Origin of the sequence: Lentimicrobium saccharophilum (assembly GCF_001192835.1) — a bacterium.
Lineage (GTDB): Bacteria > Bacteroidota > Bacteroidia > Bacteroidales > Lentimicrobiaceae > Lentimicrobium > Lentimicrobium saccharophilum.
Window position 1 is genome coordinate 1,977,931 of record NZ_DF968182.1, and the last position, 25,862, is coordinate 2,003,792.

General features: G+C 35.6%; 26 protein-coding genes. 1 reads left to right on the forward strand and 25 read right to left on the reverse strand.

The features are described 5' to 3' along the window. Positions 1-208: 208 nt before the first annotated feature. From TBC1_RS07610 to TBC1_RS07700, 18 genes are all read right to left on the reverse strand, one after another. Positions 209-640 (reverse strand): hypothetical protein, encoded by a 432-nt coding sequence (locus tag TBC1_RS07610; RefSeq protein WP_062040351.1) that lies wholly within the window; start codon positions 638-640, stop codon positions 209-211. Between the two features lie 19 nt (positions 641-659). Next, positions 660-977 (reverse strand): hypothetical protein, encoded by a 318-nt coding sequence (locus TBC1_RS07615; protein WP_062040353.1) that lies wholly within the window; start codon positions 975-977, stop codon positions 660-662. Between the two features lie 182 nt (positions 978-1,159). Next, on the reverse strand, positions 1,160-1,747 hold the full coding sequence (locus TBC1_RS07620; RefSeq protein WP_062040355.1) for a DUF19 domain-containing protein: 588 nt from the start codon (positions 1,745-1,747) through the stop codon (positions 1,160-1,162). A 35-nt stretch (positions 1,748-1,782) separates the two neighbouring features. Beyond that, complete coding sequence (locus tag TBC1_RS18295) at positions 1,783-2,085, reverse strand: HNH endonuclease (RefSeq protein ID WP_062040357.1); 303 nt, start codon at positions 2,083-2,085, stop codon at positions 1,783-1,785. An 844-nt stretch (positions 2,086-2,929) separates the two neighbouring features. Beyond that, the gene (locus TBC1_RS07630) at positions 2,930-5,806 is read right to left on the reverse strand and encodes a calcium-translocating P-type ATPase, PMCA-type (protein ID WP_062040359.1); all 2,877 of its coding nucleotides are present in this window, start codon (positions 5,804-5,806) and stop codon (positions 2,930-2,932) included. A 1-nt stretch (position 5,807) separates the two neighbouring features. After that, positions 5,808-6,188, reverse strand: a complete 381-nt coding sequence (locus TBC1_RS07635; protein WP_062040361.1) for a hypothetical protein — start codon at positions 6,186-6,188, stop codon at positions 5,808-5,810. Positions 6,189-6,237: 49 nt separating this feature from the next. Further along, complete coding sequence (locus TBC1_RS07640; protein ID WP_062040363.1) at positions 6,238-7,734, reverse strand: helix-hairpin-helix domain-containing protein; 1,497 nt, start codon at positions 7,732-7,734, stop codon at positions 6,238-6,240. Between the two features lie 2 nt (positions 7,735-7,736). Further along, complete coding sequence (locus TBC1_RS07645) at positions 7,737-9,350, reverse strand: PP2C family serine/threonine-protein phosphatase (RefSeq protein ID WP_062040365.1); 1,614 nt, start codon at positions 9,348-9,350, stop codon at positions 7,737-7,739. Positions 9,351-9,352: 2 nt separating this feature from the next. After that, a complete protein-coding gene (locus TBC1_RS07650; RefSeq protein WP_062040366.1) occupies positions 9,353-10,402 on the reverse strand; it encodes a TerY-C metal binding domain-containing protein in 1,050 nt (349 codons plus the stop codon). Positions 10,403-10,662: 260 nt separating this feature from the next. After that, positions 10,663-11,298 (reverse strand): vWA domain-containing protein, encoded by a 636-nt coding sequence (locus TBC1_RS07660; RefSeq protein WP_062040371.1) that lies wholly within the window; start codon positions 11,296-11,298, stop codon positions 10,663-10,665. A gap of 11 nt (positions 11,299-11,309) precedes the next feature. Further along, positions 11,310-11,678, reverse strand: coding sequence for a PH domain-containing protein (locus TBC1_RS07665; RefSeq protein ID WP_062040373.1), 369 nt, complete (start codon positions 11,676-11,678; stop codon positions 11,310-11,312). Between the two features lie 202 nt (positions 11,679-11,880). Next, positions 11,881-12,519, reverse strand: coding sequence for a vWA domain-containing protein (locus TBC1_RS07670; protein WP_062040376.1), 639 nt, complete (start codon positions 12,517-12,519; stop codon positions 11,881-11,883). Further along, positions 12,516-13,193, reverse strand: a complete 678-nt coding sequence (locus TBC1_RS07675; protein WP_062040379.1) for a TerD family protein — start codon at positions 13,191-13,193, stop codon at positions 12,516-12,518. Before TBC1_RS07675 ends, TBC1_RS07670 begins: the two co-directional genes overlap by 4 nt. A gap of 19 nt (positions 13,194-13,212) precedes the next feature. Next, positions 13,213-13,767: a TerD family protein gene (locus tag TBC1_RS07680; protein ID WP_062040382.1), complete on the reverse strand. Its 555-nt coding sequence runs from the start codon at positions 13,765-13,767 to the stop codon at positions 13,213-13,215. A 19-nt stretch (positions 13,768-13,786) separates the two neighbouring features. Continuing rightward, the gene (locus TBC1_RS07685; RefSeq protein WP_062040386.1) at positions 13,787-14,446 is read right to left on the reverse strand and encodes a TerD family protein; all 660 of its coding nucleotides are present in this window, start codon (positions 14,444-14,446) and stop codon (positions 13,787-13,789) included. 11 nt (positions 14,447-14,457) lie between these two features. Then, positions 14,458-15,012 (reverse strand): TerD family protein, encoded by a 555-nt coding sequence (locus tag TBC1_RS07690; protein WP_062040389.1) that lies wholly within the window; start codon positions 15,010-15,012, stop codon positions 14,458-14,460. Between the two features lie 11 nt (positions 15,013-15,023). Further along, a complete protein-coding gene (locus TBC1_RS07695) occupies positions 15,024-15,239 on the reverse strand; it encodes a hypothetical protein (protein ID WP_062040391.1) in 216 nt (71 codons plus the stop codon). Positions 15,240-15,436: 197 nt separating this feature from the next. Then, complete coding sequence (locus TBC1_RS07700; protein ID WP_062040393.1) at positions 15,437-16,279, reverse strand: hypothetical protein; 843 nt, start codon at positions 16,277-16,279, stop codon at positions 15,437-15,439. A gap of 315 nt (positions 16,280-16,594) precedes the next feature. Between TBC1_RS07700 and erm(F) the strand changes: the two genes are divergently transcribed. After that, positions 16,595-17,395, forward strand: coding sequence for a 23S rRNA (adenine(2058)-N(6))-methyltransferase Erm(F) (gene erm(F), locus TBC1_RS07705; RefSeq protein WP_042005545.1), 801 nt, complete (start codon positions 16,595-16,597; stop codon positions 17,393-17,395). Between the two features lie 168 nt (positions 17,396-17,563). Here the strand turns inward: erm(F) and TBC1_RS07710 are convergent, their stop codons facing one another. From TBC1_RS07710 to TBC1_RS07740, 7 genes are all read right to left on the reverse strand, one after another. Beyond that, positions 17,564-18,199, reverse strand: coding sequence for a hypothetical protein (locus tag TBC1_RS07710; protein ID WP_062040396.1), 636 nt, complete (start codon positions 18,197-18,199; stop codon positions 17,564-17,566). A gap of 145 nt (positions 18,200-18,344) precedes the next feature. Next, positions 18,345-19,673: a toxin-antitoxin system YwqK family antitoxin gene (locus TBC1_RS07715; RefSeq protein ID WP_062040399.1), complete on the reverse strand. Its 1,329-nt coding sequence runs from the start codon at positions 19,671-19,673 to the stop codon at positions 18,345-18,347. A gap of 314 nt (positions 19,674-19,987) precedes the next feature. After that, positions 19,988-20,467, reverse strand: coding sequence for a DUF488 domain-containing protein (locus TBC1_RS07720; protein WP_062040402.1), 480 nt, complete (start codon positions 20,465-20,467; stop codon positions 19,988-19,990). Position 20,468: 1 nt separating this feature from the next. Beyond that, positions 20,469-21,032: a DUF488 domain-containing protein gene (locus tag TBC1_RS07725; protein ID WP_062040404.1), complete on the reverse strand. Its 564-nt coding sequence runs from the start codon at positions 21,030-21,032 to the stop codon at positions 20,469-20,471. After that, positions 21,029-21,838, reverse strand: coding sequence for a dual OB domain-containing protein (locus TBC1_RS07730; protein WP_062040407.1), 810 nt, complete (start codon positions 21,836-21,838; stop codon positions 21,029-21,031). Before TBC1_RS07730 ends, TBC1_RS07725 begins: the two co-directional genes overlap by 4 nt. A 49-nt stretch (positions 21,839-21,887) precedes the next feature. Beyond that, positions 21,888-23,699 (reverse strand): tyrosine-type recombinase/integrase, encoded by a 1,812-nt coding sequence (locus TBC1_RS07735; protein ID WP_062040410.1) that lies wholly within the window; start codon positions 23,697-23,699, stop codon positions 21,888-21,890. Positions 23,700-24,840: 1,141 nt separating this feature from the next. Further along, complete coding sequence (locus TBC1_RS07740; protein ID WP_062040413.1) at positions 24,841-25,860, reverse strand: IS1595-like element ISLesa1 family transposase; 1,020 nt, start codon at positions 25,858-25,860, stop codon at positions 24,841-24,843. Positions 25,861-25,862: the final 2 nt, after the last annotated feature.

A 25,862-nucleotide genomic window follows, 5' to 3' on the forward strand; every position in this document is an offset into this window, starting at 1 on the left:
GCTAAATCCTTTCTTTCGTTATTATTTATCACTATCGTATCTGTCTGGTCGTCTGTCTTTTTACACTTGTTGCCAACGGTTACGTATATGAAACGTTTGGCATTTCGAAGCACTTTCCTGTCAAGTTACAAGTACTTTTGATACGAGCTGAAATGCTCGATAACCCACTGACTGCCAAATGTTTTATATACGATGTTACCATGCGTTTTTATTTTCTAAGTTTTACTTTTTCAATATCTTCAACAGGCAACCAATCGTCCATATTTCCATATTCAGACCTATCAATCTTGAAAGGTTCAATATCACTAAAATCCTTTATTGTAATCAACACCAAATATCTTTTGCCTGCAAATCTTTGTTCAAGTCCTTTGTTCAAATGCAGTTTTGGTTGATTCTGCAAAACAATTTCTATAGATTGTTCTTTTGTCAATATATCCGAATTGAAAACACTTTCGACGGTTGCTTTCCCTTTTACGACTCCATCTCCGTTGTTTTCGATGAAATACAAAACATCACCCTTATTGACACGTCCATAAGGCAACTTACGTCCCATGGCTCCTCGAATAATCATAGTTTTATGACCACTTCTAATATTGTCAAGCTCTTTTGCCTTGAAATCTAAATACACTACATTATCCATTTGAATTATTGTTAAACTTTTAATCAATAAATTTTGCTCCAGCAATTCCAATTCCGGCACCAAGTATCAATGAAAATATAATCATTGGAATAATTGCTTTCTTGTCTTTTGGGTAAACAATAATCATAACTGGAATTGCAGAAAGAAATGAAATTATTACCCCCTTAAGCCAAGGAGTCATATCCCAACCGACAAATGGAATAATCAATCCAAGTACAAAATAATGAACGAAAGCTGAGATATTTGCAACCTTCTCAAGTTTCATAATTACCATAGGTGTAACATCTATCAATCCTGCTACAAGTCCTATTATTATTGCTATTAACAAATCATTCATATCGTATTTTATTTGTTGTACTGTCGTTCTTCAAAATGCATGGTAACGGCTGGGGGTGTGGCAAGTGTGGGAGAGCGTGTTACGTTTTCGTCCCCCGACGAAAACGCCCGAGCGGGCGAAACAGCTCCGTAGTCCCACTCTCAACCCACATTGGCTACACCCCTTGTTGTGCGTTCGGCGTTTTATAAATCATCTATCGCTTTTGTTTTGATTATTTCACTATTAATTTTGTCATAATATGACAACATTACAAAGCATCTTGTTACTCCATCGTGTTCAATTGAAAGTTGAATACTTCCTTTGTCAGTCTCATAAGTTGTATAATATTTGCAGTTATCCATTTTAACTGCGTGCATTCTGTCACCGTCATCTTCTGGTTCAGAATAGGTATCAAACTTTTCAACACAATTTGATGGTTTGCCATATTTTTGTGTAAGCATTTCTTTCAAATTCAAATAATTTCCCGACAGCAAAGACCAAGTATCACAATCAGGAAAAATTACTGTAATTTTACTAACTAAGTCCTTCTGTTTTAAAGTTGCTACTCCTACAATACAATTTTTATATGCCGCAAAATCACCCGTTAGCATTGCAACCCCATCTTTTGTGTTTATGAGGGTAAATCCATTATGTTTCATCTTTGACACATATTCATTGAGTGTACCGTCAATCGGAACTCCCTTAAATATAAGGTGGTCTGACAACTGCGTTTGCGCAAACGAAACTATTGTCGTTAATGCAACAATTAATGTGATAATTATTTTTTTCATACCGTTAATTTTATGTTTCTAAAAATTGCTTGTATTTAATGATGTTTAGAATTATGACAATTGTTACAGACAGATACAAGCCATTCGATAGGCTCTTTACCAATATTTCTCTTAGCATAACGTTTATGATGGACTTGTGTTGCCCTAGCACCACAATACACACACCGCCAATTGTCTCGTTTGAGCACTACATAACGTTTTCTTTTCCATTCGTCTGATTGTAGATATACGTTCCTGTAATAGTCTCTTCGCTGTTTTCGACTTATATCGAACCCCCATCTCTTAAATGCAAAGATGATAACTGCTAATATTATCAAAAGTAAAAACTGATATTCCATTATCAATTACTTTTTCACATTCAGTTTGCTTTTCTTGTCCGCACTGTTCTGTCCTACGCTGACGCACAACGGCAAAAATATATTTAGTGCAGACTTGTGATCCAAAGTTACTCAGATTGCTCATTCTTCACACCTGCATTGAATATATTTTTATGTTGTGTGGAGTTTTTTCTTTGTTGTTAAACAATCCTTGAAAAAACTGAAAGTTTGAGCCTGTGTCACCGTGAAAGACTTTAGGCAAAAAATATTGAGTCGATAGCGGGAGCCGGAGCTATGATCAGTCTTTTTTACCGTGAAAATACTCATATCAAACAGCTTAAATTGGCAAATTTCCATCCAAAATTTGACTATCTCAATTTTTTCCTGTAACTTTGCCGGGCATTTTAAGCGTGCCAACGCTTTTGAAAGTGAACTTTCACGCGGTTTCTCCCGCTAATGCCCGCCAGTTTTTCTGAACTTCCATTATTTAAGCTGTTGACTATTTCTTGTTCCTGTATTTTCATGTCTTCACGGTGGGCTCAAATTACACACAACGGATTGGTATATGAAAAGTTGGGCAATACGGAGCGATTCACTGTCAAACCACACAAAGTTAAATGCGAGCTACACACTTGAAATTTAACACTATCTGCCCAATTTTTTATATACCGTGTTACCAACTGGGCGTTATTGTCTGTCAATGGTTTGAGATATTTTTTTAATCCTGTCATACCGTTTTCCCTGTCTTAAAAGATTTAGTTTTTTTGTGTCGGGTAAGTCAGGGTAGGAAAATAGCCAAGCTCTATGGCAGGTTTTGGCTTTAGCGTTGGCTTGTGCGACCTGCCATTGTGCTTGGCTATGTGCGTTAGCGTTTAATTGCTCGAATAATTTCACCTAACCATAAGACAAAAGACGTCGACCCAATAATTACTGCCCAGTCTTTCAATGTTAATGGAACAGTCCTGAAAACTTCGCCTCCAAATTCAACAATTAATATTTGACCTACTAAAATGACAAAAGCTACAATTAAGAAACCAATAGATTTATTTAATCCATGGAAAGCAGATTTACCTGATGCGAATGCTTTTGCATTAAACATATTCCAGAATTGTAACATTACAAATATTGTGAAGAAACGAGATAAGTCATAACGACTAACTTCACCATTATTTGAAAAATAAAAGAGAAGTCCTAATAAAATAATTACGAATGAAAAACCGACAAAAAGAATATTGAACCTCATTGAAGGTGTAATTATAAAATCCTCATTTTTCCTAGGTTTATTATCCATTACACGCAAATTCGGAGGCAGAGAAGCCAATGCCCCTGCTGCAAATGTGTCCATAATTAAGTTCACCCAAAGCATTTGCGTAACAGTCAAAGGTAATTCATGACCGAATATTGAACCTAAAAAGACAATAATAAGGGCAGCAACGTTTATTGTTAATTGAAAAAGAATAAAACGTTGAATGTTCTGGTATAATGAACGACCCCACATTACAGCAGTTGTAATACTACTAAATGAGTCATCTAACAGTGTTATGTCGCTGGCTTCTTTGGCAACAGAAGTCCCTGAACCCATTGATAAGCCAACATGAGCAAAATTCAAAGCTGGTGCATCATTTGTGCCATCACCTGTAACAGCAACAACAGAACCGTTTCTTTGCAATAGTTGAACTAATCTTTGTTTATCGGTTGGTCTTGCTCTGCACATTATTTTTAAATGTTGCACTCTTTTTAGAGCTTCTTCATCGGAAAGATTTTCAAACTCAATACCAGTAATAATATTATGAAAGTTATCACTGTCATTCCAAATACCTATCTGACGACCAATTTCCTTAGCCGTACCCGGAGTATCACCAGTTACAATTTTCACTTCAATACCGGCATTTAAACATTTTGTTACTGCGGAAGGAACATCTAATCTAACAGGGTCAGAGATTGCTGTTACTCCAAGAAAAACAAGATTTGAATTAACTAATTTTCCATTTTCAAATCTGTCAATATTGTCTTCGATAATCTCGTACGCAAACCCCAAAGTCCTCATTGCCTGATTCTGATATTGGGTTAGGGAATTTTCGATTATCGAGTTATATTCCTTAGCATCTTTTAAACCTTGCTCTGTTAATATCTTACCACATTTTGACAAAACAATCTCAGGAGCACCTTTAACATATAAGACTTTTTTACTTAACAAAGGGCTGTTAATCAAAGAAGCCATAAATTTTCTTTCGGTTGAAAATGTAAGTTGTTCGATTACTTCCGAATCTTCACGAATATCTAAATAATTTATTCCTTGTTCATGCAACCATAATAACAGAGCAGCTTCTGTTGGATTGCCTAAAGTTTTTATTTTTGATGGTTCAGAATAATCAAGATATGCTGTTGAATTAACAGAAATACTCTCCTTGATAATATTATGGTTTTCATCATTTGAAAGTTTACCACCATTTAAACAGAAAAAATCAGCTTTATAAACTTGCATTTGATTCTGGGTCAAAGTGCCAGTTTTATCAGTACAAATAACAGTTGTTGCTCCCATTGTTTCACAAGCATGCATCTTTCTCACAAGATTATTGTTTTGAAGCATTCTACGCATGCTTAATGCTAAACTAAGGGTTACACTCATTGGCAAACCTTCCGGAACTGCAACCACAATTAATGTAACAGCTACCATAAAATATTGCAATATCCGACCTGCAACGTCTAGGCTAACCCAAGATTCAGAATTTAAAGGGTTTATACCAAATAAATAACCAGCAGCGGCAAGTATTACAAATGTTCCAATCCCATATAATATCCATCTAAACCAACTACCTTCTTCAACACTTTTAGGTAGTTCTTTTTCATTGCCTAATAACTCAAATGAATCGTAGATGATAGGCAACCAAACTTTGGTCAAGACTATTGAAGCAGATAAAATTACTATGCCAATTGAACCTAATTGAATAATTGTATATTGAGCTTCCCCTAAGAATAAATCTTTAACAAAAAGGGCGAGAAATGTCAAGACTGCCAAAGCAAAACCAACAACACCAATAAATTTAGCCAGTTTGTCCAATTGCTTATTCAACGGCGTTTCTTCACCACTCATTTCAGTTGCTTTCTCTGCAACTTTACCAAATTCTGTTTCATCGCCAACCTTTTTTATTTCAAGAATACCATGACCATCCATTAACTTCGTGCCTCTCATAGCCCAATTTGAGGGATATGTTGCATCCGAATGAAAATTTGCAGGATTGGTAGTTTTATCAATGATTGGTTCTCCTGTTAAACATGATTCATCAATTTGAAGAGACACTGCTTCTAGTAATTCTCCATCCGCAGGAACTTCTTCACCCGTACCGAGAATTACAATATCACCAACAACAATTTCTTTTTTTGGTATTTCGCAAATATTTCCATTTCGTATTACCTTGTAAAGCGTGTCGTCATTAACTTTATTTAAAACATCAAATTTCTTATTTGCGTCCATCTCAAACCAAAAAGCAACACCGGTTGCTAAAAGAATAGCACAAAAGATACCTATTGTTTCAGCAAACTCCATGTGAACAAATGAAATACCTAATGAAAGAAATGCAGCAATTAAAAGTATTCTGATAATTGGGTCTTCAAACTTTTCTAAAAAAAGTTTCCATAAAGGTTCTCTCTCTGGTGGAGTTAAAATATTTTCTCCATATTTATTGCGGCTTTCGAGTACTTGCTCATTAGAAAGCCCGGTATAGTGCTTCTTGTGTTCCATCTTATTTCAATAAATTTAATAATGATTGAGGTAATTGCTTTGATTTTGCTTTTAGGTTATTTAATAAGGTAAGTTCGATTTTATCCAACTTCCCATCACCTTGAATTTTTGCCAAAAGCCATTTTGCTTCTTCTTCATCAACGACACCGGGAGATGTTTCATCTTCTAATAAGAAACTGGTTATTGCATCAACAAAAAGCGTTTCCCAATTAGGATGATTTTCTTTACCGCTTACAGCATCGTTTAACTCGAAAAGAAATTCTGCTTCTTCCTTGTCAATTACGCCATCAGCATACAATACTTCACGTAATTGTTTTACTTCTTGTTCATCAATTACGCCATCGGCGAGTATTGATTTTTTTAGTTCATTTAATTTGCTCATTTTAAAAAATTTTAAGTTTGACAATAAAAGGATTTTGAAATATTACGTTTTATGATTTTACTAATTGCACAATAATTAATCTCCCTCCATTTTCCTTTGATAAAAGAATTTTTTTGCCTTCAGTTAATTCAACAGCTTCGCCAATCTCAATCTTTTTATCAATGTCCTTATCGTACATACTTGTAAGTTTTCTATTTATTAGAATCCATTTGCCATTATGAAAATGAAAGTCTCCTACAGGAATTTTTTGGTCAGGGGTAGTTTTTTCATTAGCATTTACAAAACGATTTACATGCCACATGTACAAAAGTTGCTTATTGTAAACCATCAATCTGTAGTTTTCAGGTTTGAAAACACCTACTTTTGGGGAATAATATAAATTTAAAACAGGTAACTGTCCTTTATATTCAGTACCACAAAATGGGCATTTAGGTTTTGTCGAATTATCAAATACAAACCATTTGTGCCAGCAGTTAGGATTTTGACAAGGTTGCATTAAATCTACAGTTTTTAACAATGCTTGCTCCCATTCGTCAGCAGTTGGTCTAATATCTGGATTTTGTAAACCATCAATAAAAGCCTTATTAAATAGTTCTTTTAAATATGGGCCACAAACAGAATATGGAATCTTAACAGGGTCACCTTGAGGTAGCTGACTTGGGTGTAACTGGTCAACTTTTACTCTGTTACTTCTATCTGTTGGATGTTCAATAAATAGAGCCTTGATACCCATAGAAAGCTCTTCATCCTTTGCTGAATCTAAATCATTAACTTTACCACCTCTTAAAGGATGTCGATATAACAAATACATATAAATCATTACAGCTAAGGCATGTCTATCTGTTTTTATACTTGGCAATTTTCGTTTAGCATCAGTAATTGGAAGGTGTTTTGTTGAAATTACTTCGGGAGCAATAAAATCAGGAGTACCTAAAACATCGGGGGGGTACTTGCCAGGAACGACTAATCCGTCAATGTCTATTATTGAAGCTTGGCCTGTTGTTGGGTCTACTAAAACATTTTTATACGACAAATCAGAATGAGCTAAGCCAGCAGCATGAAGTCTTTTAACTGCACGACTAATTCTAATACAAATTTGAAAATATTTAAACCAATCACCTTTTTCTTCAGGTGCTAAAAATTTGTTTAAATTTTTAGCGGAAGCATACCATTTTCCTTCCTTTTCTTTTCCTTTAATTCCTAAAAAATCATTATTTATAGAGCCCTTCTTAAAGAAAAATTGCTTTTGATATGTTGGGCAAGTAATTCCTAGTTTACCATTATACTCCACAATTTTAGTTGGCCAACAATATAAATCTTTCCAATATTCACCACCAGCTTGGTTAAAAATGTTTTCTCTGTATTTGCCCGTAATATTTTGTAATCGGTCTTTTGCATTAAAATCCTGTTTATCTCTAAAAAAAGCCACTACATAACTTTTGTCAGGGCTAAAATAGACATCTTTCATACCGCCAGCACCAATCATTTCGTCCACAAATTCAACTTGTGAGCCGTCTGTCGCTGTAATTTTTACTGTTTTTGCCATAATTAAAATAGTATTGCTATTGTCCTATCATCATGATTACCCGGCGACCAAAAGTCTAGCCAGTTTAACAATTGGTCTGCTGAGGCTTCGTTATCATCCGAAAAATCAACCTCTTTTGATAGGTCTTGCCATAATTCATTCCATTTTTCAACTTTCAACAAATTTGCATCTGTTTCAAATTTCGGGTCAGTAATTCCATCAGACATAAGAATTAATGCTGTGAAATCATCAACAATATCAAACCTCAGTCTTCTGTATAATTCTGTGGGTTGGGTTATCTCAGGCATTGTTAAAAAACGTGTCTGACCTGCATATTCACCACCATCAGATTCTCCTAGAATCTTTAAAAAATTAGTGTCTTTATTGTAAATACCAATACCACCATCACCTACCCAAAATGCTCCAACAAACCATCCAAATTTGAATTTCTTACAAATTGATACTATTAGAGTCGTGGAATAATCTTTTAAAGGTTTGTTAGTTTTCTTTGCTTCTTCTTCAATGTTTTTTACTGCTTTAAACACTGAATTACCAAGAATACCGTACAAAGAATCTCCCATTTTTTTTCTTCTCTCATCCGATTTTTCAGTGCTAAAGTCTTTGATTAGATTTTCAAATTCTTTCGTCTTTTCCTTAATTAGTTGTTCGCAAACTTCAACTACCGTTTTACATGCTATTTCAGAACCTTTTCTTGAGGATTTAGCAGAACCGGCACCATCAGCAACGGATAAAATATACCAATCTACTTCACTTATATATCTAATATTAAAATCATCATCACGGGGTTTACCTTCTTGGGCATGTGAACGACCTCTTTGGCTTGCTGCAACAATGTCTTTTTTGTGGGTTTTTCCAAGTCCAAATATATTGGTAGAGGATGTGACTTTTACAAAACATTTGTCGCTATCAGGTTTATAATATTCAATGTCATTTGGAGTAGGAATATTTTTCCATAATGATTTTGGGTCTGGATTAATTATAAATGTAATTTGTCTTTCGAATACTGGTTTTCCATCTGACCAATCGTTTCTCTTAATCTTTAGTTTTATTTTATGGTCGCCAGCAGTGTTTGGTTTTCCTTTAATTTCATTTGTGTCAGAATTAAAAATCAGCCCAATTGGCTCTAGTCCTTCAAACCAATAATCGCCAATTTCTGTTAAACCGAGTTCCTCAATTTTAAAAAGAAAGCAATACTCTTGATTTACTTTCCCATTTGGAATAATTATGCTTTTATTCTTTATCTGTAATTCAAAGGAGTTAGAACTTTTATCTTTTATTTGTTCAACTTTTACGGGTGCAGGTGCAGTTTTACTCTCTGCGATTATTGTATTTTCGTTTTGTATAAATACTGATTCGGTTTTATCGGAAGTTACAATCATTTCATTTTCTGCATCAATTTTTGAATCTTCGTTTATTTCTGTTTCTTCTGCTGACACATCATTTATTTTTATTGCATCTTCGTCTGGAATTGTATTAGTGTTAATCACAGAAAAGTTTTGCCATGATGCTTTTATAAAGTCTTTAATTTCTGATTCCTTTTCGTTAAGGAATTTTGATAATTGTTCTTCGTCTTTTGCATCTATTTCAAGACTACCCATATATTTTAAAATATCCATAACTACCCCCTTGTCCTGTTAATATTAATACTACCTTCTCCAAAACCAAATTTTGCTTCAATGCCACACCAAGGACATTTACTAACTTCTTCTTCACCCGTACACATAATATTTCCACAGCCACAATGACTAAAACCAAATTGATTACCACAACAAGGGCAAGCAGGAAAACCAACTAATTCAGAGGTGTTTATTTTGATTTGATTTGAATCACTTTCGCACAAATCAAAGTAAGAGTTTTCAACTGGATATGCACCAACGAGTTTGTAATCTACAGTGTTTAATGCTAATTCTTTAAATTCTGATGGTGAAATTCTTTTTTGATACTTGATTAAATATGGTCTTTTGGTGCTTTGACACTTGGCTAAAATAACAGCAAAATTCTCATCAACCTTTTTACTAAAGCCCTTTTCAAGGTCAATTTTTGATAAATAACCATTTGTGATTGGTGCTAAATGCAAACCATCATCTTTTGATTCCGATACACTTACACTACTTGTTTTGATTGAAGCTGTTACCCATTTAAAAAACTTCTTAAATGATTCAGAATCCGTATTTTTAAGCAATAGCACCTGGTCAGTAATTTTACCAAATATGTTCGTATCAGTATTGTCACCCAATGAGATTACTACAAGATTGGATTTTGATTTATATTTTTGATTCCATTTATCAAAAGCAGATTCATACTTGTCTGTTGGATTTCCATCGGTAAATAAAAAAACAATTGGTTTCCAATCGCCCTTAATTTCAGGAGTAGTTTTTTGAAGCGAAGAATCAAAATCATTCATTAAATAATTTAGTGCATTTCCCAATGAAGTGCCACCACCAATAGGTAATTTTGGCGGATAGAAATTGTAAAGTTCAATTAAAGGTGTTACTTTTTGAGCTTTTCCAGCAAAGACAATTATTGAAATATAAACAGTTTCTAACGCATAAGGGTCTGTTCTAAGTTCCTTAATGATATTACCAATTCCTTCTTGAACTTGTTCAATAGGCTCGCCAATCATTGACTCAGAAACGTCAATTACAAAATATATGGGTAATCTTCTCATAAAATGAATTTTAAAGTTAATAATAGCAAAAAGAGCAAAATTATTTGCGACATATCAACAGCAATGCCATTGCCAACTTGCGCAGGTTTAGCAATTTTTTTTAGAAAGTTTAAGAACGGATTAAATATACTTTCAAAAAAATTGAAGGCTTTTAAGTACCTTCCGGTTAGCCTGTTTTTATAAGGTGTAAGTTTAGAATACAGGAATAAACCTACAATCAATACATTAACTAATATGTATAAAAATAATCTCATAACAAATTATATTACAGAATGAACTTCCGGAGGTGGCGGTGGTAACAACATTTGGTCAGTAGCACCAATACTTCTGTTGCCAACACTAACCGATGCTGAAACCCATTTGAAAAACTGTTTAAATGTGCCACTATCAGTTGTTTCAAGACTAACAATTTTATCGGTAATCTTTCTTACATTATCAACATCCGTTTTCGAACCAACAATACACGCGATTATGCTACCAAAATGGCGTTTTTGTATTTCAGATATTATTGTGTTAAAAAGCTGAGGGTCTGATGCTCTTCCATCACACATTATAAATAGTAAAGGCATCCAGTCTCCTTTTTTATCAGGCGTACTTAACTCCACTTCATTATCCACTTTTTTGCAAATAAACTGTAAAGCTTCCCCTAAATGTGTTGGGCCTGATTCTGGTTGGTTTATTGTTGGTATTTGCAAACTTTCTAATTCAGTTAGAGGAACTAACAACTCAACATTTCTGTTGAAAGTAGCGATACTCATATACACTGATTCAAGTGCAAATGGGTCTTGTCTTAAACTAGCTACCATAGCCTCTAAACCTACTTTTATTGATTCAATAGGTTCACCTCTCATTGCTCCGGAGGTTTGAATCAAAATATATACTGGTAATCTTCTCATCCTTATTTAATTTAGCATAATTCTTGAAATCTTTTTCTGAAGGTAAGTGGGCTCTGGATATTGGCAAATATTTCTTTAGTACCACCTGTCCCTACGATTTGTAAACTACCATACCCTAAAATTCTTCCAAGAATACTTTGGTTAACATTTACACTTTCTATTTTCGACAAATTTAGTTCAACTGTTTTTCGACTAATTAATCCAGTTTTAATAATTACTCTTTTGTTGGTAATTCCAAATTCATCTGTCCATTTATCAATTAATGGAGCAATAAAAAGAGTAAATAAAGCTCTGAACGAAACGAATATTATCCAGTGATAAGATGTCTCATACTCAACAACTTCACCCCGTATAAGATTATTATTGATATAATTTCCCATTATTGCTAATATTTCCAGAATTATTTTCTCCCAAAAAACAATGACATAAGCAAACTCAAAATGGATGAACCTACCTTGCGTTCTAAACCTTGTTTCGTGGTAGGAATTCCCGTTCTACGAGCAAAACTTTGTTTTGCACCGGAAATTCCTACCGCCCTTTTCCACGAAAAGGAAAACCCATAACTTTTATTTCGTCCCATAATTAAACTACAATATTTACTTCGGGTGGTGGTGGTGGTAACTCATTTAAACCAGATACATCTTTTCCGCTTGCCTCAATTTTTTGACTACCAGTACTTACGGAAGCTGAAACCCATTTAAAGAATGCTTTAATAGTTGCACTATCTGCTGTATCAAGCTGAACGACGACTTCAGTAATTTGCTTTAAAATGCTGGTATTAGCACCTGACCCTGCTGCACAAGCGACAACCATTCCGAATTTTTGGTTTTTAAAATCGTTCAAGCCTTTCTGCCAATTATCAGTAGGTTCACCATCTGTCATAATGAAAACCAAAGGTTTCCAATCTCCTTTTACTTCGGCTGTTGATTTTGTCACCTCTGTACTTACTTTATTTGCAAGTAAAGAAAGTGCATCACCTAAAGCAGTTGTACCCGTTGCTTGTATGTCGGGCATCTGAAACATTGATAATTCAGTTAACGGAACAACCTGTCTCGCTGAACTGTCAAAAGTAATTACACTTAAAAAGGCTGTTTCCAACGCATACGGGTCTTGCCTTAACGTTGAAACCAAAACCTGAACACCATTTTTTACGGCTTCTATTGGTTCTCCGGTCATTGAACCGGAAATATCCAAAACTAAATAAACTGGTAATCTTCTCATTTTGCGTATTTGTTTAAAATTGTTTGAATTGTTTCAAGAAAAACTTTGTCTTCTGTCGGGTCACCGATAGCATCAAATTTCCATTCTCCATTGCGTTTATACAATTTCCCTAAAACTAAAGCCCTTTTATTAGCGAATGTGGAGTCTGTGGTTATGTCATAGTTAGAAAATACTTTATTTACCTTTGTTGATGTACCTTCGTACATACGGATTTTTGCGTAAGGTATATTCGTAAAATCAAAACTCTGACCTTGATTAAGATAGATGTTGATGAAAAAGAAAATTTTCTCAATTGTCGAATTTACTTTATTTAAATCTACCGTTATAATTTCATTGTCTAAACCATCATCTCCGCCTTGGTCGCCTTTTCTGTCATCCCCACTATGACGTAATGAACCATCAACAGATGTCAATTTACCAAGTGGAAGATTATTTCGTTGTAAAAAACCATTGTAATCTGGTGAATAGATATAGTCAATTAAATTTCCTGCATTATCTGTCATAATGCAACTCAAATCCAAATCAACATCTTCAATGATTTTTTTAGTTCCAAATAGACCTTTTTTGATGGTTTCAATTGCACCCCAATTAACGCCAACACAGAAGTTAGTGAGTTTCTCTCCAGTTTCTTTTCTAAGGTCAATTTTTTGACCTTTTGATAAATTTATTGCCATTTTCTTGATATTTTAATGGTTAATTATATTTGTTTAAATAGTCTTGCAAACCACCCTTTTGTCCAACCCCAACAGCTTCAAATTTCCATTCTCCGTTTCGTTTATACAAACGACCAAATTCAACAGCCGTTTCAATAGAAAAATCTTCTTCCAATTCATATTTCAGAATTTCTTCTTTTGTATCAGGGTTGTAAACACGCACAAATGAATTTCTCACTTGACCAAAGTTTTGTTTGCGATTTTCTGCATCATGTATTGTTACGACAAAACAAAGTTCAGTAGCATTTGGGTTAATTTTAGACAAATCAATTTTTATGCTTTCATCGTCACCATCACCATCACCGGTAAGATTATCACCTGTATGTTCAACTGCACCATCTGGAGAGGTAAGGTTGTTATAGAAAACAAAATGAGAATCGGTTAGAAGTTTCTTGTTTTCGCCTAATACGAAAACAGAAGCATCTAAATCAAAGTCTTGTCCTGTACTTGAAGCGTTGGCATCCCAGCCAAGCCCGACAACGAATTTTGGTAAATTCACATTAACTCGTTGCCCTTTTTCTAAATTTATTGCCATTGTATTTAGTTTTTAATTTTTATTTACTGCCAGCAGTCCACTTCATACCCCAATTATATGCTTTATCACAATCCCCGTGACCATTGTGAAAGGTTACAAGTTTTTTAACTGTGATAGAGTCATTTTGGTCAAATAATATTTCCGCAATCGCACAAAACTTTTGGGAGCTGTACTGTTTGCCCATTTCAACAACAATTTCAGGATTTTCAGGAACTTTTATTGTAACTACTGCATTTGTTTCAGTCCATTTTGCAACGCCTTCATAAATAAAACAGTAAACTACAATTCTTTTAAGTTCAGATAATCCTTGTGGATTAACTAAAATATTCTCCCCTGAACCAGCACCTGAGCGGTCATCGCCTGTATGCCAAACCCAGGGAATACCTGTATATTTTCCTTGTTTTGTTAGTCTGTCTTTGGGGCCTCCTTGTCCGTGAGCAAATTGAATTCCGTCAATTACAGATTTTTGTCCATCATTAAGAAGATAAAAACAACCGAGGTCAAGGTCAATGCCTTGCGAACCACCAAATAGACCAGATAAAAACCCTTTCTTTTGAGTTTCCTGAGTCCAATTCAAATTTATGATTATCTCTTTATTGGATTTATTCCCTTTCGACAAGTCAATTTTATGACTGTCGCCTTGTTTTTCAAGGGTTACTTTGTTTAGATTTATTGCCATAGCTATTGATATTAAGCGTATTTCTTCACAAAATATTCAAGTCCGCCTTTATAACCGATTCCCATTGCTTCAAATTTCCATTCTCCATTTCGTTTATAAAGCCTGCCAAATTCAACTGCGGTTTCAACTGAAAAATCTTCATCCAGTTCATATTTCGCAATTTCTTCATTTGTTTGAGCATTGTAAATTCTAATAAATGAATTCCTTACTTGCCCGAAGTTCTGTTTCCGATTTTCATAATCGTGAATGGTTACAGTGAAAATTATTTCATGTATTTTTGAGTCAACCTTTGAAAGGTCGACTGTTAAAGTTTCATCATCACCATCACTATTTCCTCCCGTTAAATCATCGCCAGATGATTCAACCGAATTGTCGGGTGATTTTTGATTGTTATAAAAAACGAAAAACTCATCTTTGGGAATTTTTTTGTTTTCACCTAGCATAAATGCAGATGCATCCAAGTCAAAATCAAAACCTGTACCTTCATTTGGGTCCCATCCCAAACCGACACCTACTTTTGATAAGCCAATTTCGATGCGTTGTCCTTTTGTCAAATTGATAGCCATGAAATTTTATTTTAATTAGTTAAACAAACCGTGAAATTACAATTATTTTGTTCAATGAAAGTCTTTGGTGCGAAGGAAAGATTTGGCTCTTTGACTTTTGCGAAGCGTTGGCTCGTGTGTTGGGCAAAAGGCAATGTGCCAAATGTGGGTCGGCTTTCCGCTTTTCTTTCTTGCGGGTCGGCAAAAAAACTAAATCTTTTTTCTGTCATTGTCATTTCTTTTTTCATTCTCAAACCATTTTTTTTCTGTCATTTTCGTTGTCGCTGTCTTTTTCTTCGCCTTGTTGGTAACGGTCGAGTGTAGCAGTAGTAAGGGATTACGGGCTTCATCACTATCAACCTACACGAAACTTAATGCGAGGAAGAACGCTCGATTACCCTCTGAAACCCTTATTACTGCTACACTTTGTTAGCAATCGTAATTCTTAGTGTTTCCAAATATCTTGTCCTTTGCTGTATTTGATGTAAAATTTATCAGCCGAAACATTCTTAAAATATTTTGTCATTGTCATACTTTTTTGTCCACAATACTCATCATATTTTGATTCAAACATTTCGCTTTCTGGATAATTTGAAATTTCTGTTACATAAAATTCATTTTCAAATTTTATAAGATTGTCAGTCTGACCTATGGAATAAGCAATCCTATTGCTGAAAACAAGAGGACTTTGTTCTTTTGAAAATGTCTTAGATTTAATCTGCTTTTTCGTTGGGTATTTAAATAAGTCACAATCTCTGAAAAGTGATTCATTGATATTATATTCTGAAATAATCTTTGAAGTCTTTGATGGAATACATATAATTTTTTCTTCATTGTATGAAACTGAAAAACCTGAAGATGTCAGTATGCCAACAGTATTAGTTGCTGAAATTCTATTTGTTTGAATTAAATCCAAATAATTTAGACCTGTTACAGATTTTGTTGCAGTTGCTCCACGAGAAGTTGTTGCTCCTGAACTTGTCGAGTTTGTAAAAACTCTATTTCTATAATAATTGTAAGAAATTCCGTTTAGAATAAAAAAACTTTCTTCCAAATTCAAGTATATATTTTTGTCTGTTTTGTTAAAAAACTGGAAACCAATATTTCCACCTTCACCCCATAGATTGTATGAAACTTTACAGTTTTCATCTTCATAAACCAAAAGGTTGTCCTTAACAACTAATTTGTCAGAAGGAACAGTTTTATAAACTTGGAAATAAGATGTCGATACGCAAGATGTCAACATCATTGCAATTAATGCGAGTAAAAGGATTTTTTTTGTTTTCATTGTTGATTTTATTTGAGTTAATAATGATGTGTTTCAGTTTTATTATGGTTGCTAACGTTTCTCAGCTATACGCAGGCAGGGATTTTAACCACTGAACTTCCTACGAAGAACTGAACTTCAAATTTACCACTTTCCTGTCTTACGAAGCACGAACCCCCTGCTTGCGTATAGGTGATGTTATGCGGTCGGCTTTCATTTTCTCTTCTTTCTCGTTAATTTGTCAAGCAAAGTTACTAAATTTGCAGTCAAGCAATTTCAATTTTTGAATTATGAATTGTGATTTGAATTCAAGTATTCACCTGTAAGAAGTTACTAATGACAAAAAAGAAATTGCCCGTTCGTTTTACGGGTCAGCACTTTACTATTGATAAAGTGCTAATAAAAGATGCAATAAGACAAGCAAATATAAGTAATCAGGATACGGTTTTAGATATTGGGGCAGGCAAGGGGTTTCTTACTGTTCATTTATTAAAAATCGCCAACAATGTTGTTGCTATTGAAAACGACACAGCTTTGGTTGAACATTTACGAAAATTATTTTCTGATGCCCGAAATGTTCAAGTTGTCGGTTGTGATTTTAGGAATTTTGCAGTTCCGAAATTTCCTTTCAAAGTGGTGTCAAATATTCCTTATGGCATTACTTCCGATATTTTCAAAATCCTGATGTTTGAGAGTCTTGGAAATTTTCTGGGAGGTTCCATTATCCTTCAGTTAGAACCTACACAAAAGTTATTTTCGAGGAAGCTTTACAATCCATATACCGTTTTCTATCATACTTTTTTTGATTTGAAACTTGTCTATGAGGTAGGTCCTGAAAGTTTCTTGCCACCGCCAACTGTCAAATCAGCCCTGTTAAACATTAAAAGAAAACACTTATTTTTTGATTTTAAGTTTAAAGCCAAATACTTAGCATTTATTTCCTGTCTGTTAGAAAAACCTGATTTATCTGTAAAAACAGCTTTAAAGTCGATTTTCAGGAAAAGTCAGGTCAGGTCAATTTCGGAAAAATTCGGTTTAAACCTTAATGCTCAAATTGTTTGTTTGTCTCCAAGTCAATGGGTAAACTGTTTTTTGGAAATGCTGGAAGTTGTCCCTGAAAAATTTCATCCTTCGTAGTTCAAAGTCGGGTGGTTGTCAAGGTGATTTTTTTTGGTTTGGTGTCGTCTTTTAAGCTGCCGCATAACGTTCCGCAGCTACCCACAGTAGGCGGCTTAAAAGTACTAAACAGTCTTGAAAATACCAACATGAAAAGAACCACAATTTACCACGTTACTACAAACCCGCCTATTGTGGGTAGGTGCTGTTATGGGCAGGTTTTCCTCTTAAAGGATATTTATCCATCAAATCAATGCCATACAGTTTTCGCTTTGATGATGCGAGATAATCATATAGTTCTTTTGTAGTCTTTTCATTCAGATTAAGTGGTCGTGAAGGAATTGCAGGCCTCTTGTTTGAATTCAAAGAAATTGAATTTCTTAGTTGTTCAATTGAAACGCCCTTGCCTTTAAGAAAGGGAACAATGTCTATCAATTCCTGTGTTTCATTCTGAGGCTGAAATGAGCTTTTTTCACATGCTTTAATAGTAATTCTCTTTTTTGGTCGTTTTACTCCTTTGAATAGATGCTGTTTCACCCATTTGTAATGATTCTCGTATGCTGGATAGTTATCAACAATTGAATCGTTTATGGATATATCATTGCAATCTTGCCATTCGTGTAAAGATTTTACTTTAAATACTAAATCACAGAAAAGGTGATCAAAGTAAGGGTATGAATCTTTTTCTCCTCGTGAAGCCCAAAAGATAATCTGCCCTATCTCTTTCTTAATCTGAGTTATATGACAAAATGAATGCAAGAAAGGTGAATTCCATATATATGGGTCTTGGTTGCCGGAAAAACTATCATGATAAACTTGCCCCATCTCATTAATATATAAGCATTTCCTGGGTGGATGATACAAGATATAGTTATACATCTATTTTTGGAATTGTTTAGGGTTTCTGACTGTTACTCCTGTTCATGATTGCGTCAATTGACTTAGTGTTGAATCCCCCGCTGGAGGAAGTTTACTCAGACACCTTTTTGCCATTCACTTTAACAGGAGGTGTATCAATAAAAAGTTGAACTGTTCGCGATGCTTTTTTCTTAGAAATTTCATCAAACTTTAAAGGGTCTATCCTTTTTGATGGTTTCCCATTTTCTTCATTTATATAAGCATAAAAAGTATTGTCTTTAATCTCCCAGATTCCTTTTTCATTATATTCTTTATAGACTGGACTTTCCAACCATTTTTTAAAGTATGATTTATATGTATAACTTCGATCGGAATTCAATTTAAAATCTTCATAGAAGATAATTATTGCATCATTTGTATAGATCTTTTCTGACTTAAATTCCCATGTACCTGTAAAATTATGCTCTGTTTCAGTAAATTGTTTTGATTTGACACTATTTATCATTTGAATGTAATCATTTTCCACTTTCTCTTTGGCCATTCTAATGCTATCTTGCTTTCTTTCGAAAGCTTTAATTCTCTCCTCATTAGCTTTTTTATAGGCATTTTCAATACTGTCAAGTTTTTGTTTTACGTCAGCAGAAATATAAACTTCGTCTTTTAAATATTTCCCGTTATTATACACTGCATTAAATCCTTTTTTAGGGCCAAAAGCACTTTCACTACCTCCAGTAAATTCTATGTATGAATTTTCAGTTTTCTTTGGCAAGTATGAATATTTTTTTCCGTAATCGCCTAAATAAGCATAACACTTACCATAATTAACCCATTCACCATCCCTATTTCCACTAATATAGTTACCTTTTGAAAAAATATATTCACCTGTCACCATATCAGGGCCATATTCAACCCAGTAGCCGGTCTTGTCACCGTTTAAATAACTTCCTTCTTCTTTTATTGTTCCATCATCAAAATATGTAATATGTTTTCCATTTGGAACGCCATTCTGATATTCTGTAAAGGATAAAATTTTTGTTCTTGATTTATCAGAATATGTAATTTTCTTTCCGACTATCCGACCTTGAATATAATTAACTACTGTGATATTTTCACCCAAGTAGTGTTCGATCCACTCTCCTTCTTCTAAATCGTTTTTATAATTCCCTGACGCATAACCTAAATATGCTGGTCCATTTTTTTTCCCATTTTTATATGTTATCTTCTTTTGAATCGTTTTTCCATCTTCATAATATAAGATATATAGCCCTTCAATTTCACCATATGAATTAGTTCTATATCTTTCTTTTGGAATTTTAGTATCATACTTTCTACCATACACATCTTCTTTAATCCATGTGGTTTTCAATGGGACCTCTGTTTGTCCATTTACTGATGTTAAATACACTGTTAAAAACATCAATGTAATGATTAAATTTTTCATATCAGGAGTTTTAAGATTTTTTTACTCACTTTTCTTCTGGGTTTCGCCCCATTTTTGGAATGGTTTCTAGTCTCCACTTTTCATTTTAGCAAGTGCACTTGACAAGAGTGTCAAACCAAATTGACGGTGGTGGCTCTCTTGTTTGTTCGCTATATTGACCCTTAAACTTGCCCATAACGGACAGCGGTATGTTTTGTTGCCGACTTCGGAGCACGACACTGTCAACCCGTGATGAAGTTTGAAGCGAGCCACAGCCGTTGATTTCAGCACTAACCCGGCAATAAAATATACCGCATGTTGGCGGTAGTTTTTCTTTATAAATGTGTCACTTTGTAATTATATTTATCAGTTAATCTGTCTGTTACAATTGACCGATGACATGCTTCTGGAAATTCTTCTACACAAAAGAAAGCCACACGGTTTGCCCCAACTTGTTCAAGTTTTTCAATGAATGTTTCAAAGTCAAAGTTTTTTAAAATCTTATTTTTATATTCGATTACAAAAACTTTCCCTAATTCATGTCTTTCCCTTTTTAATTCACCTTTTTCTATGTCAATTTCTTTTTGCAGTCCTCTAATTTCACTTGTTGGGGCTAATTCAGGTACGTAACCATATTTAATTTCTAATTCATTTAATTTTTGTTGAAGTCTATTGCTGTTTACAAAAGAATATTTTGCACCTCGTACACCTCTTCTTTGTCTTATGTCGCAGAATGTGTCAATGTTGTTCTTTGTCAATTTGTCAAAAAACTCTTTTTCCGTTGAGTTGTAAACTCCGATTGTAAAAAATTCCATATTATTTGATTTTTCTTTTTGAAGTCATATCTATTTCGCCCCATAGATTTATTGGGCTTTTACCACCGTTAATAAGTAAATTAACCTCGTTTTGGTCCATTAATTTACCATTTTTAGTAATGTGTTGCATTATTATACCTTCCTTTTGCAATGACAGACCGATTAACTTACTGCGATGACATTCTTCTGGATTTAATTCGCTACACATAACTGCAACATTTAATCCTTTCTCATTTGCTGTTTTTAATCTTTCCAATCCTTTGATAAAAAACTCCTTTTTTTCAATTTTACTATAATCTATTTTCCTTGCTTCTTCATGTTTTTTGTCTGTGTACTCAATGTAGCAAGTTGGGTCTTTTGGTAAGCCTCCCAAAACATCTCCTAAATAAACATAAGTAAATCCTTTTCGCTTAAGTAAATTTGAAAATGCTTCACGATTAAATGTTGGAGAAAATTTTGAATAAGGCGAAGAACGAACATCAATAAGGTATTCGATATTGTATGTTTGAAGCAATTTAATAAAATCTTCAAATTCTCTATTCCCATGTCCAATCGAAAAAATCATACTTGCCCTCCTAATTGATTTTCAAAATGTGAAAAAGAGTTTCCATCAAAAAGGTCTGGAATTGTAATTAATGCCGTTACTTGTTTCCAATGCTGTCCTTGCCATGCTCTCGTAAGTCCAATCCGCACATAGCGATTTGGATTATTATTAAAATTCCTTACAATTTGAGCGGAGTAATTCATATTTCTAATACTTATTTGATACCTTACAAAAGCCAAAGTTAATAAATCAGTAACCGGAACACGCTCATAAAGATTGCCTTCCCAATCCACAAAGTTAATTCTTACTTTAAACTTCTCGTACTGTTCATGCCAAATTCTTCCAATGCTTTGTGCTTTAACTATAAAGAGAGATTTATCTTGACGTTCAATTGCATTATTAAGATTTGTAATAGCCATTCTATTCACAACTCTTAAAATTTCTTCATTAGTCAAATGTCTAATGAAACGAGGTGCAAAATTTTCATTTATTATCCAATCTTCAGTATGAAATGTTTGGTCAGGTCTGTACCTCCTGAATTCAATTTCAACTAAATTAAAATGGTTTACAACCTGTGTCGTGCCGTGCATTAAAAAGTCTCTGTCTAGTCCTGTTGGGAAAACCGGTCTTACAAAATTCCATGTCTGAGGGTCAATTCCAGATACACAAACATTACCACTATTCATTCTTGTAATACCAGTAATAATAATTTTTTTGCGGAATAATCCCTGATTTCTGCATGTATTACAAAGTTGTCCTGCATTTGAAATTATTGGCACAGGTAAATCTGTTCCGCATGCTATACATTTTGTTTGTGTTACTGGCATATCACTGTCTTTTTAAAATTACCGCCAACTAGTGAATATCATAACAAACTTATAACTTTTTTTCGTTTCCCTCATCATCTTCCTCTTCATTTTCATTCTTTTTTCTTTCATCCATCAGTTTATCCAGCGGACTCCGGATCTTGTCAACCCCGCGCCTCGTCAGATGTGTGTATATTGTGGTGGTTTTTATGCTCGAATGCCCCAGCAACGCCTGTATAAACCGCAGATCCGTACCGGCCTCCAGCAAATGGGTGGCAAAGGCATGCCGCAGGGTATGGACAGTGGCTTTTTTCTCCAGCCCGGCCGCTTTCACCGCCCTGCGCATCACATTGGCAACGCTCTGCCCACTGTATGGCTCCCCCTTGTACTGGCCTTCAAACAAATAGAAACTGCTTTTGTACAACTCGCGGTACGAGAGCAACGCGGCCACTATCGAATATGGAAGCATAACCATGCGGTCCTTTTTACCCTTACCCGAACGCACATGAATCTTGTACTCATCAAACAGTATATCTTCCCACTTCAAACCCAGAAGTTCGCTCCGCCTGAGTCCGGTTCCATAGGCCATCATAATCACCATCTTGTGCTTTGGATTATTTATCTGATCAAAAATGGCAATACACTCCTCCTGCGTAACCACCACCGGCAGCTTGTACTCTTTCTTCGGCCGGGGCAGATCTATCTGAAAATGCGGAATCTGCAACACCTCACTGTAGTAGAGATTGAGCGCATTCACACAATTGCTTGCAGTCGATGGTGTTAAACCTTTCAGGATCATGCCGCCCAGGTACTTTATAATCTCTTTGCGCTCAATACCCGCCGGATCACGGTAACCGGTAAACCTGAGAAATGAAATCAAAGCATGACTGTATGTCCTTATGGTACTCGCGCTCTTATTGGTGGCAAGCATCAGATCAGTAAATGCATCAACATATACCCTAGCTCCGGGAGGGGTAAGATTCCGTACATTGTCCATTGCCAGGCTGAGCTCCACCTTGCGCCTCGAAGGCGTGAAACGCTTATTCAGATACTTCTCCGGAAGATGGTTTTCGAGCGTTAGCCCGTTATCTTCCGCTATTTTAAGCAGGTTTTCAAACACCAGCGGGCTGGAAGGCAACAGGTAACATGCCTGCGCTTTGCTGTAACGGCTTCCCGCAAAACGCTTCACAATATGGATAACCGATGAAATCGCCGGAAGCCTCACCTGCATTACCCGCTTGTCGGCCTCATGTACTTCAACAACAATTTTAGCATCCGGTCCCGCAGGCTCAGGGCCTGTCCAGTAATCAGCCGGCAACAGGCCCGGCCTCCCCAGCAGGGCCTCCACACGGGTTTTCACGGCTACATGCCTGTAAACCATCCATGCCTTATGTGGCTTATTCCAATAAACGCCCTTTATCGCCTTAAGCCCAAGACAAACCTGCTCCTGGTAGGGGACTTTTAAAACCCAGTATTTTCCCGTGGTCGACAGGTATTCAGCTTTTAATCCGGCATTTTCATCCGTCAAAGGCGGATTATGTCCCGCACCTGCAGCAGGCGGGCGTTCGCTATCAGCAATAGCTATGGGCGCATTGTCGTGACCATTTTCCAGGCCAGGCGCCGTCCGGTTCAATTCAGCTTCTGCCTCCCTGATGATTTCAATTTCCGGGAAAACATTTTTCAGGGCTTGGTAGCTGGCAACATCATAATCAATATACCAGCACTTCTTTGACTGACTCCATCTCCCCCCAAGGGCTTTTACCTTTTGCTTTATCTCTTCGTTAAAATTAAAAAATATACCGATCCGCGCAGCATCACGGTGAAAAATTTTTCTGATGCTGATGGTGAAATCACCTCCCGGTCCCTGATTACTGCCTGCCATTTCTATAATCCTGAAACTTGAAACGCTTGAATAACAATCTACTAATTATTTAACTAACTATTTGTTTATTAATGTATTACACAGCTTCGCCTGGTCAGTCACATCCTGTAAACAACCTGTCATCAAAACTTTATACCAGACATATATAATAATGATACTATGACAGGCATTTTACACACTGCTAACATAAGCAAATTTCTGCTTCCTGTCAAGATACCCGAAAATTTTCTGAAAATCACTTCGGGACGGGGTATCAGGGAAAAAAGAAATTCTAATTTCTAATTTTTAATTTCTGATTCCTAAAATATTAAATTATAGATAAATAAGCGGTAATATGTATTGTAATTACTGAATTATTAAATCTTTGTCCGGATAGCTATCGGAACACAAAAAACCACAAAAGATTTTTTATATCCTGGCTACAGGTAGACAAAAACAAACAACAACTAAAAATAGGGAATGAGAAGTAACCAGTAGTAATATAACTATTAACTACAATACTTTCTACCTACTTCTTACTTCTTACTTCCTACTTCCTACTTCTCACTTCTGAATCTTTGAATCTTTGAATCTTTGAATCCTTGAACCGACCGAAGAGCCTGTCCCGAACTCTTTTTCGGGAGAGCTCAGCGAAGCTAATCCTTTCAGCCACAAATGCACGAATGTATTTGCCACCAAAACACTAAGGCACAAAAAAACACAAAAGATTTTTTAAATCCCGGCGACAAGCAGACTGAAACAAACAACAATTGAAATTATCGAATAAGAAGTAACCAGCAGTAATATGGTCCTAAACTACTTACTAGCTACTACTTACTTCTTACTTCTTACTTCTTACTTCTTACTTCTTACTTCTTACTTCTGAATCCTTGAACCGATCCCGATCGCTATCAGGAGAGCTCAGCGAAGCTAATCCTTGAATACAACTTAAGCACCAGAACACCAGAACACCAGGAATTTCCAATTTCCAATTTCTAATTTCTAATTTCTAAACTGACGCATTGATCTTTAGGAATATAAGAGACATTTCAGATTGAAATCTTCAGGCTCAATTTACATATTTACATATTTACTCATTTTCACATTTACACATTGCGAAGCACCTGAACACCAGGAATTTCTAATTTTCAATGGCTGTAGTTTATAAGTGCGTTGCTTTTAACGTTTGATATTTCTCTCCAATTGTTCGGTATCTCGTAAGACTTAAAAGGTCAAGTGTTGTGTACTTTACGACTTCTTCTGTAGGTCTAAGCGAGCTCTTGACTGCTTGCTGTACTCTGTACCAGTTTAAATAGTTCTGAAGATATTTTGTGGAGACGCCCCAAAACGTTGAGTCAATCCACTTCTTCACTCGATTATGCAAAGAGTTTACGGTTTGTATGTGATAGATGCCATTCTTAACATATTGCTTAAGGTCTGCGCGTAGCACCACCAATGAAAGCTGGTTATCCTTGGCAAAGCCCTTATAGCTTACGTGCCCATCAGCGCATAGGATGGAGTCCTTTTCAATTCGGTTCCCAATGGCGTTCTCGATGTCAGCTTTGCTGATGCGCCCGAGGGTGACCACCTTCATATCCATCGCCCCCTTACGGTCAGACGTCACGATTACAGCCACCTGGTCTTTGGAAACACCTCTTGAAGAGGAGCTACCCCCTCGCTTGCGACCTTTCCTTGTTTGCTGTTCTTTCCCTTTTTCTGACAGCAAAAAGAATGTTTCGTCACTCTCAACAATCCCGTTGAAATCATCCTTCCTTACCTCTTCGAGAGAGGAAAGCACTTTATGACGCCAATCAAAGGCGGTTTTCTTGTTAATGCTCAGAGCAAACTTTATTTTATCCAATGACATGGACTTATGCATCAGTTCAAGGTAATCATTAACAAGCTCTTTCTTATGCAGACCAGCTAGCCATGTGCCCGTGTACTCCGTAAATGTTCGACTGCAAGCTCTGCATTTAAAGCGTTGGCTGCCCTTATCCTTGCCAAATCTGTAAAACCTTAGGCTTCCGCAATGAGGACAGCCAACCTGCTTGTTTATCAGTTGGTTTCTGCGTAATGATAGGTAGTCGGGGGCACTTTCGTTCCCCGTTAATTCTGCAATCAGGTTCGCCTGTTGGTGCGAGGGTAAGGCGCGAATGGCTGATAATATTTCTTGATAGTCCATTA

Excerpts from the sequence above, each read along its gene's own strand:
- TBC1_RS07610 (WP_062040351.1), bottom strand. The coding sequence starts at position 640 with ATGGATAATGTAGTGTATTTAGATTTCAAGGCAAAAGAGCTTGACAAT.
- TBC1_RS07615 (WP_062040353.1), bottom strand. The coding sequence starts at position 977 with ATGAATGATTTGTTAATAGCAATAATAATAGGACTTGTAGCAGGATTG.
- TBC1_RS07620 (WP_062040355.1), bottom strand. The coding sequence starts at position 1,747 with ATGAAAAAAATAATTATCACATTAATTGTTGCATTAACGACAATAGTT.
- TBC1_RS18295 (WP_062040357.1), bottom strand. The coding sequence starts at position 2,085 with ATGGAATATCAGTTTTTACTTTTGATAATATTAGCAGTTATCATCTTT.
- TBC1_RS07630 (WP_062040359.1), bottom strand. The coding sequence starts at position 5,806 with ATGGAACACAAGAAGCACTATACCGGGCTTTCTAATGAGCAAGTACTC.
- TBC1_RS07635 (WP_062040361.1), bottom strand. The coding sequence starts at position 6,188 with ATGAGCAAATTAAATGAACTAAAAAAATCAATACTCGCCGATGGCGTA.
- TBC1_RS07640 (WP_062040363.1), bottom strand. The coding sequence starts at position 7,734 with ATGGCAAAAACAGTAAAAATTACAGCGACAGACGGCTCACAAGTTGAA.
- TBC1_RS07645 (WP_062040365.1), bottom strand. The coding sequence starts at position 9,350 with ATGGATATTTTAAAATATATGGGTAGTCTTGAAATAGATGCAAAAGAC.
- TBC1_RS07650 (WP_062040366.1), bottom strand. The coding sequence starts at position 10,402 with ATGAGAAGATTACCCATATATTTTGTAATTGACGTTTCTGAGTCAATG.
- TBC1_RS07660 (WP_062040371.1), bottom strand. The coding sequence starts at position 11,298 with ATGAGAAGATTACCAGTATATATTTTGATTCAAACCTCCGGAGCAATG.
- TBC1_RS07665 (WP_062040373.1), bottom strand. The coding sequence starts at position 11,678 with ATGGGAAATTATATCAATAATAATCTTATACGGGGTGAAGTTGTTGAG.
- TBC1_RS07670 (WP_062040376.1), bottom strand. The coding sequence starts at position 12,519 with ATGAGAAGATTACCAGTTTATTTAGTTTTGGATATTTCCGGTTCAATG.
- TBC1_RS07675 (WP_062040379.1), bottom strand. The coding sequence starts at position 13,193 with ATGGCAATAAATTTATCAAAAGGTCAAAAAATTGACCTTAGAAAAGAA.
- TBC1_RS07680 (WP_062040382.1), bottom strand. The coding sequence starts at position 13,767 with ATGGCAATAAATTTAGAAAAAGGGCAACGAGTTAATGTGAATTTACCA.
- TBC1_RS07685 (WP_062040386.1), bottom strand. The coding sequence starts at position 14,446 with ATGGCAATAAATCTAAACAAAGTAACCCTTGAAAAACAAGGCGACAGT.
- TBC1_RS07690 (WP_062040389.1), bottom strand. The coding sequence starts at position 15,012 with ATGGCTATCAATTTGACAAAAGGACAACGCATCGAAATTGGCTTATCA.
- TBC1_RS07695 (WP_062040391.1), bottom strand. The coding sequence starts at position 15,239 with ATGAAAAAAGAAATGACAATGACAGAAAAAAGATTTAGTTTTTTTGCC.
- TBC1_RS07700 (WP_062040393.1), bottom strand. The coding sequence starts at position 16,279 with ATGAAAACAAAAAAAATCCTTTTACTCGCATTAATTGCAATGATGTTG.
- TBC1_RS07710 (WP_062040396.1), bottom strand. The coding sequence starts at position 18,199 with ATGGGGCAAGTTTATCATGATAGTTTTTCCGGCAACCAAGACCCATAT.
- TBC1_RS07715 (WP_062040399.1), bottom strand. The coding sequence starts at position 19,673 with ATGAAAAATTTAATCATTACATTGATGTTTTTAACAGTGTATTTAACA.
- TBC1_RS07720 (WP_062040402.1), bottom strand. The coding sequence starts at position 20,467 with ATGGAATTTTTTACAATCGGAGTTTACAACTCAACGGAAAAAGAGTTT.
- TBC1_RS07725 (WP_062040404.1), bottom strand. The coding sequence starts at position 21,032 with ATGATTTTTTCGATTGGACATGGGAATAGAGAATTTGAAGATTTTATT.
- TBC1_RS07730 (WP_062040407.1), bottom strand. The coding sequence starts at position 21,838 with ATGCCAGTAACACAAACAAAATGTATAGCATGCGGAACAGATTTACCT.
- TBC1_RS07735 (WP_062040410.1), bottom strand. The coding sequence starts at position 23,699 with ATGGCAGGCAGTAATCAGGGACCGGGAGGTGATTTCACCATCAGCATC.
- TBC1_RS07740 (WP_062040413.1), bottom strand. The coding sequence starts at position 25,860 with ATGGACTATCAAGAAATATTATCAGCCATTCGCGCCTTACCCTCGCAC.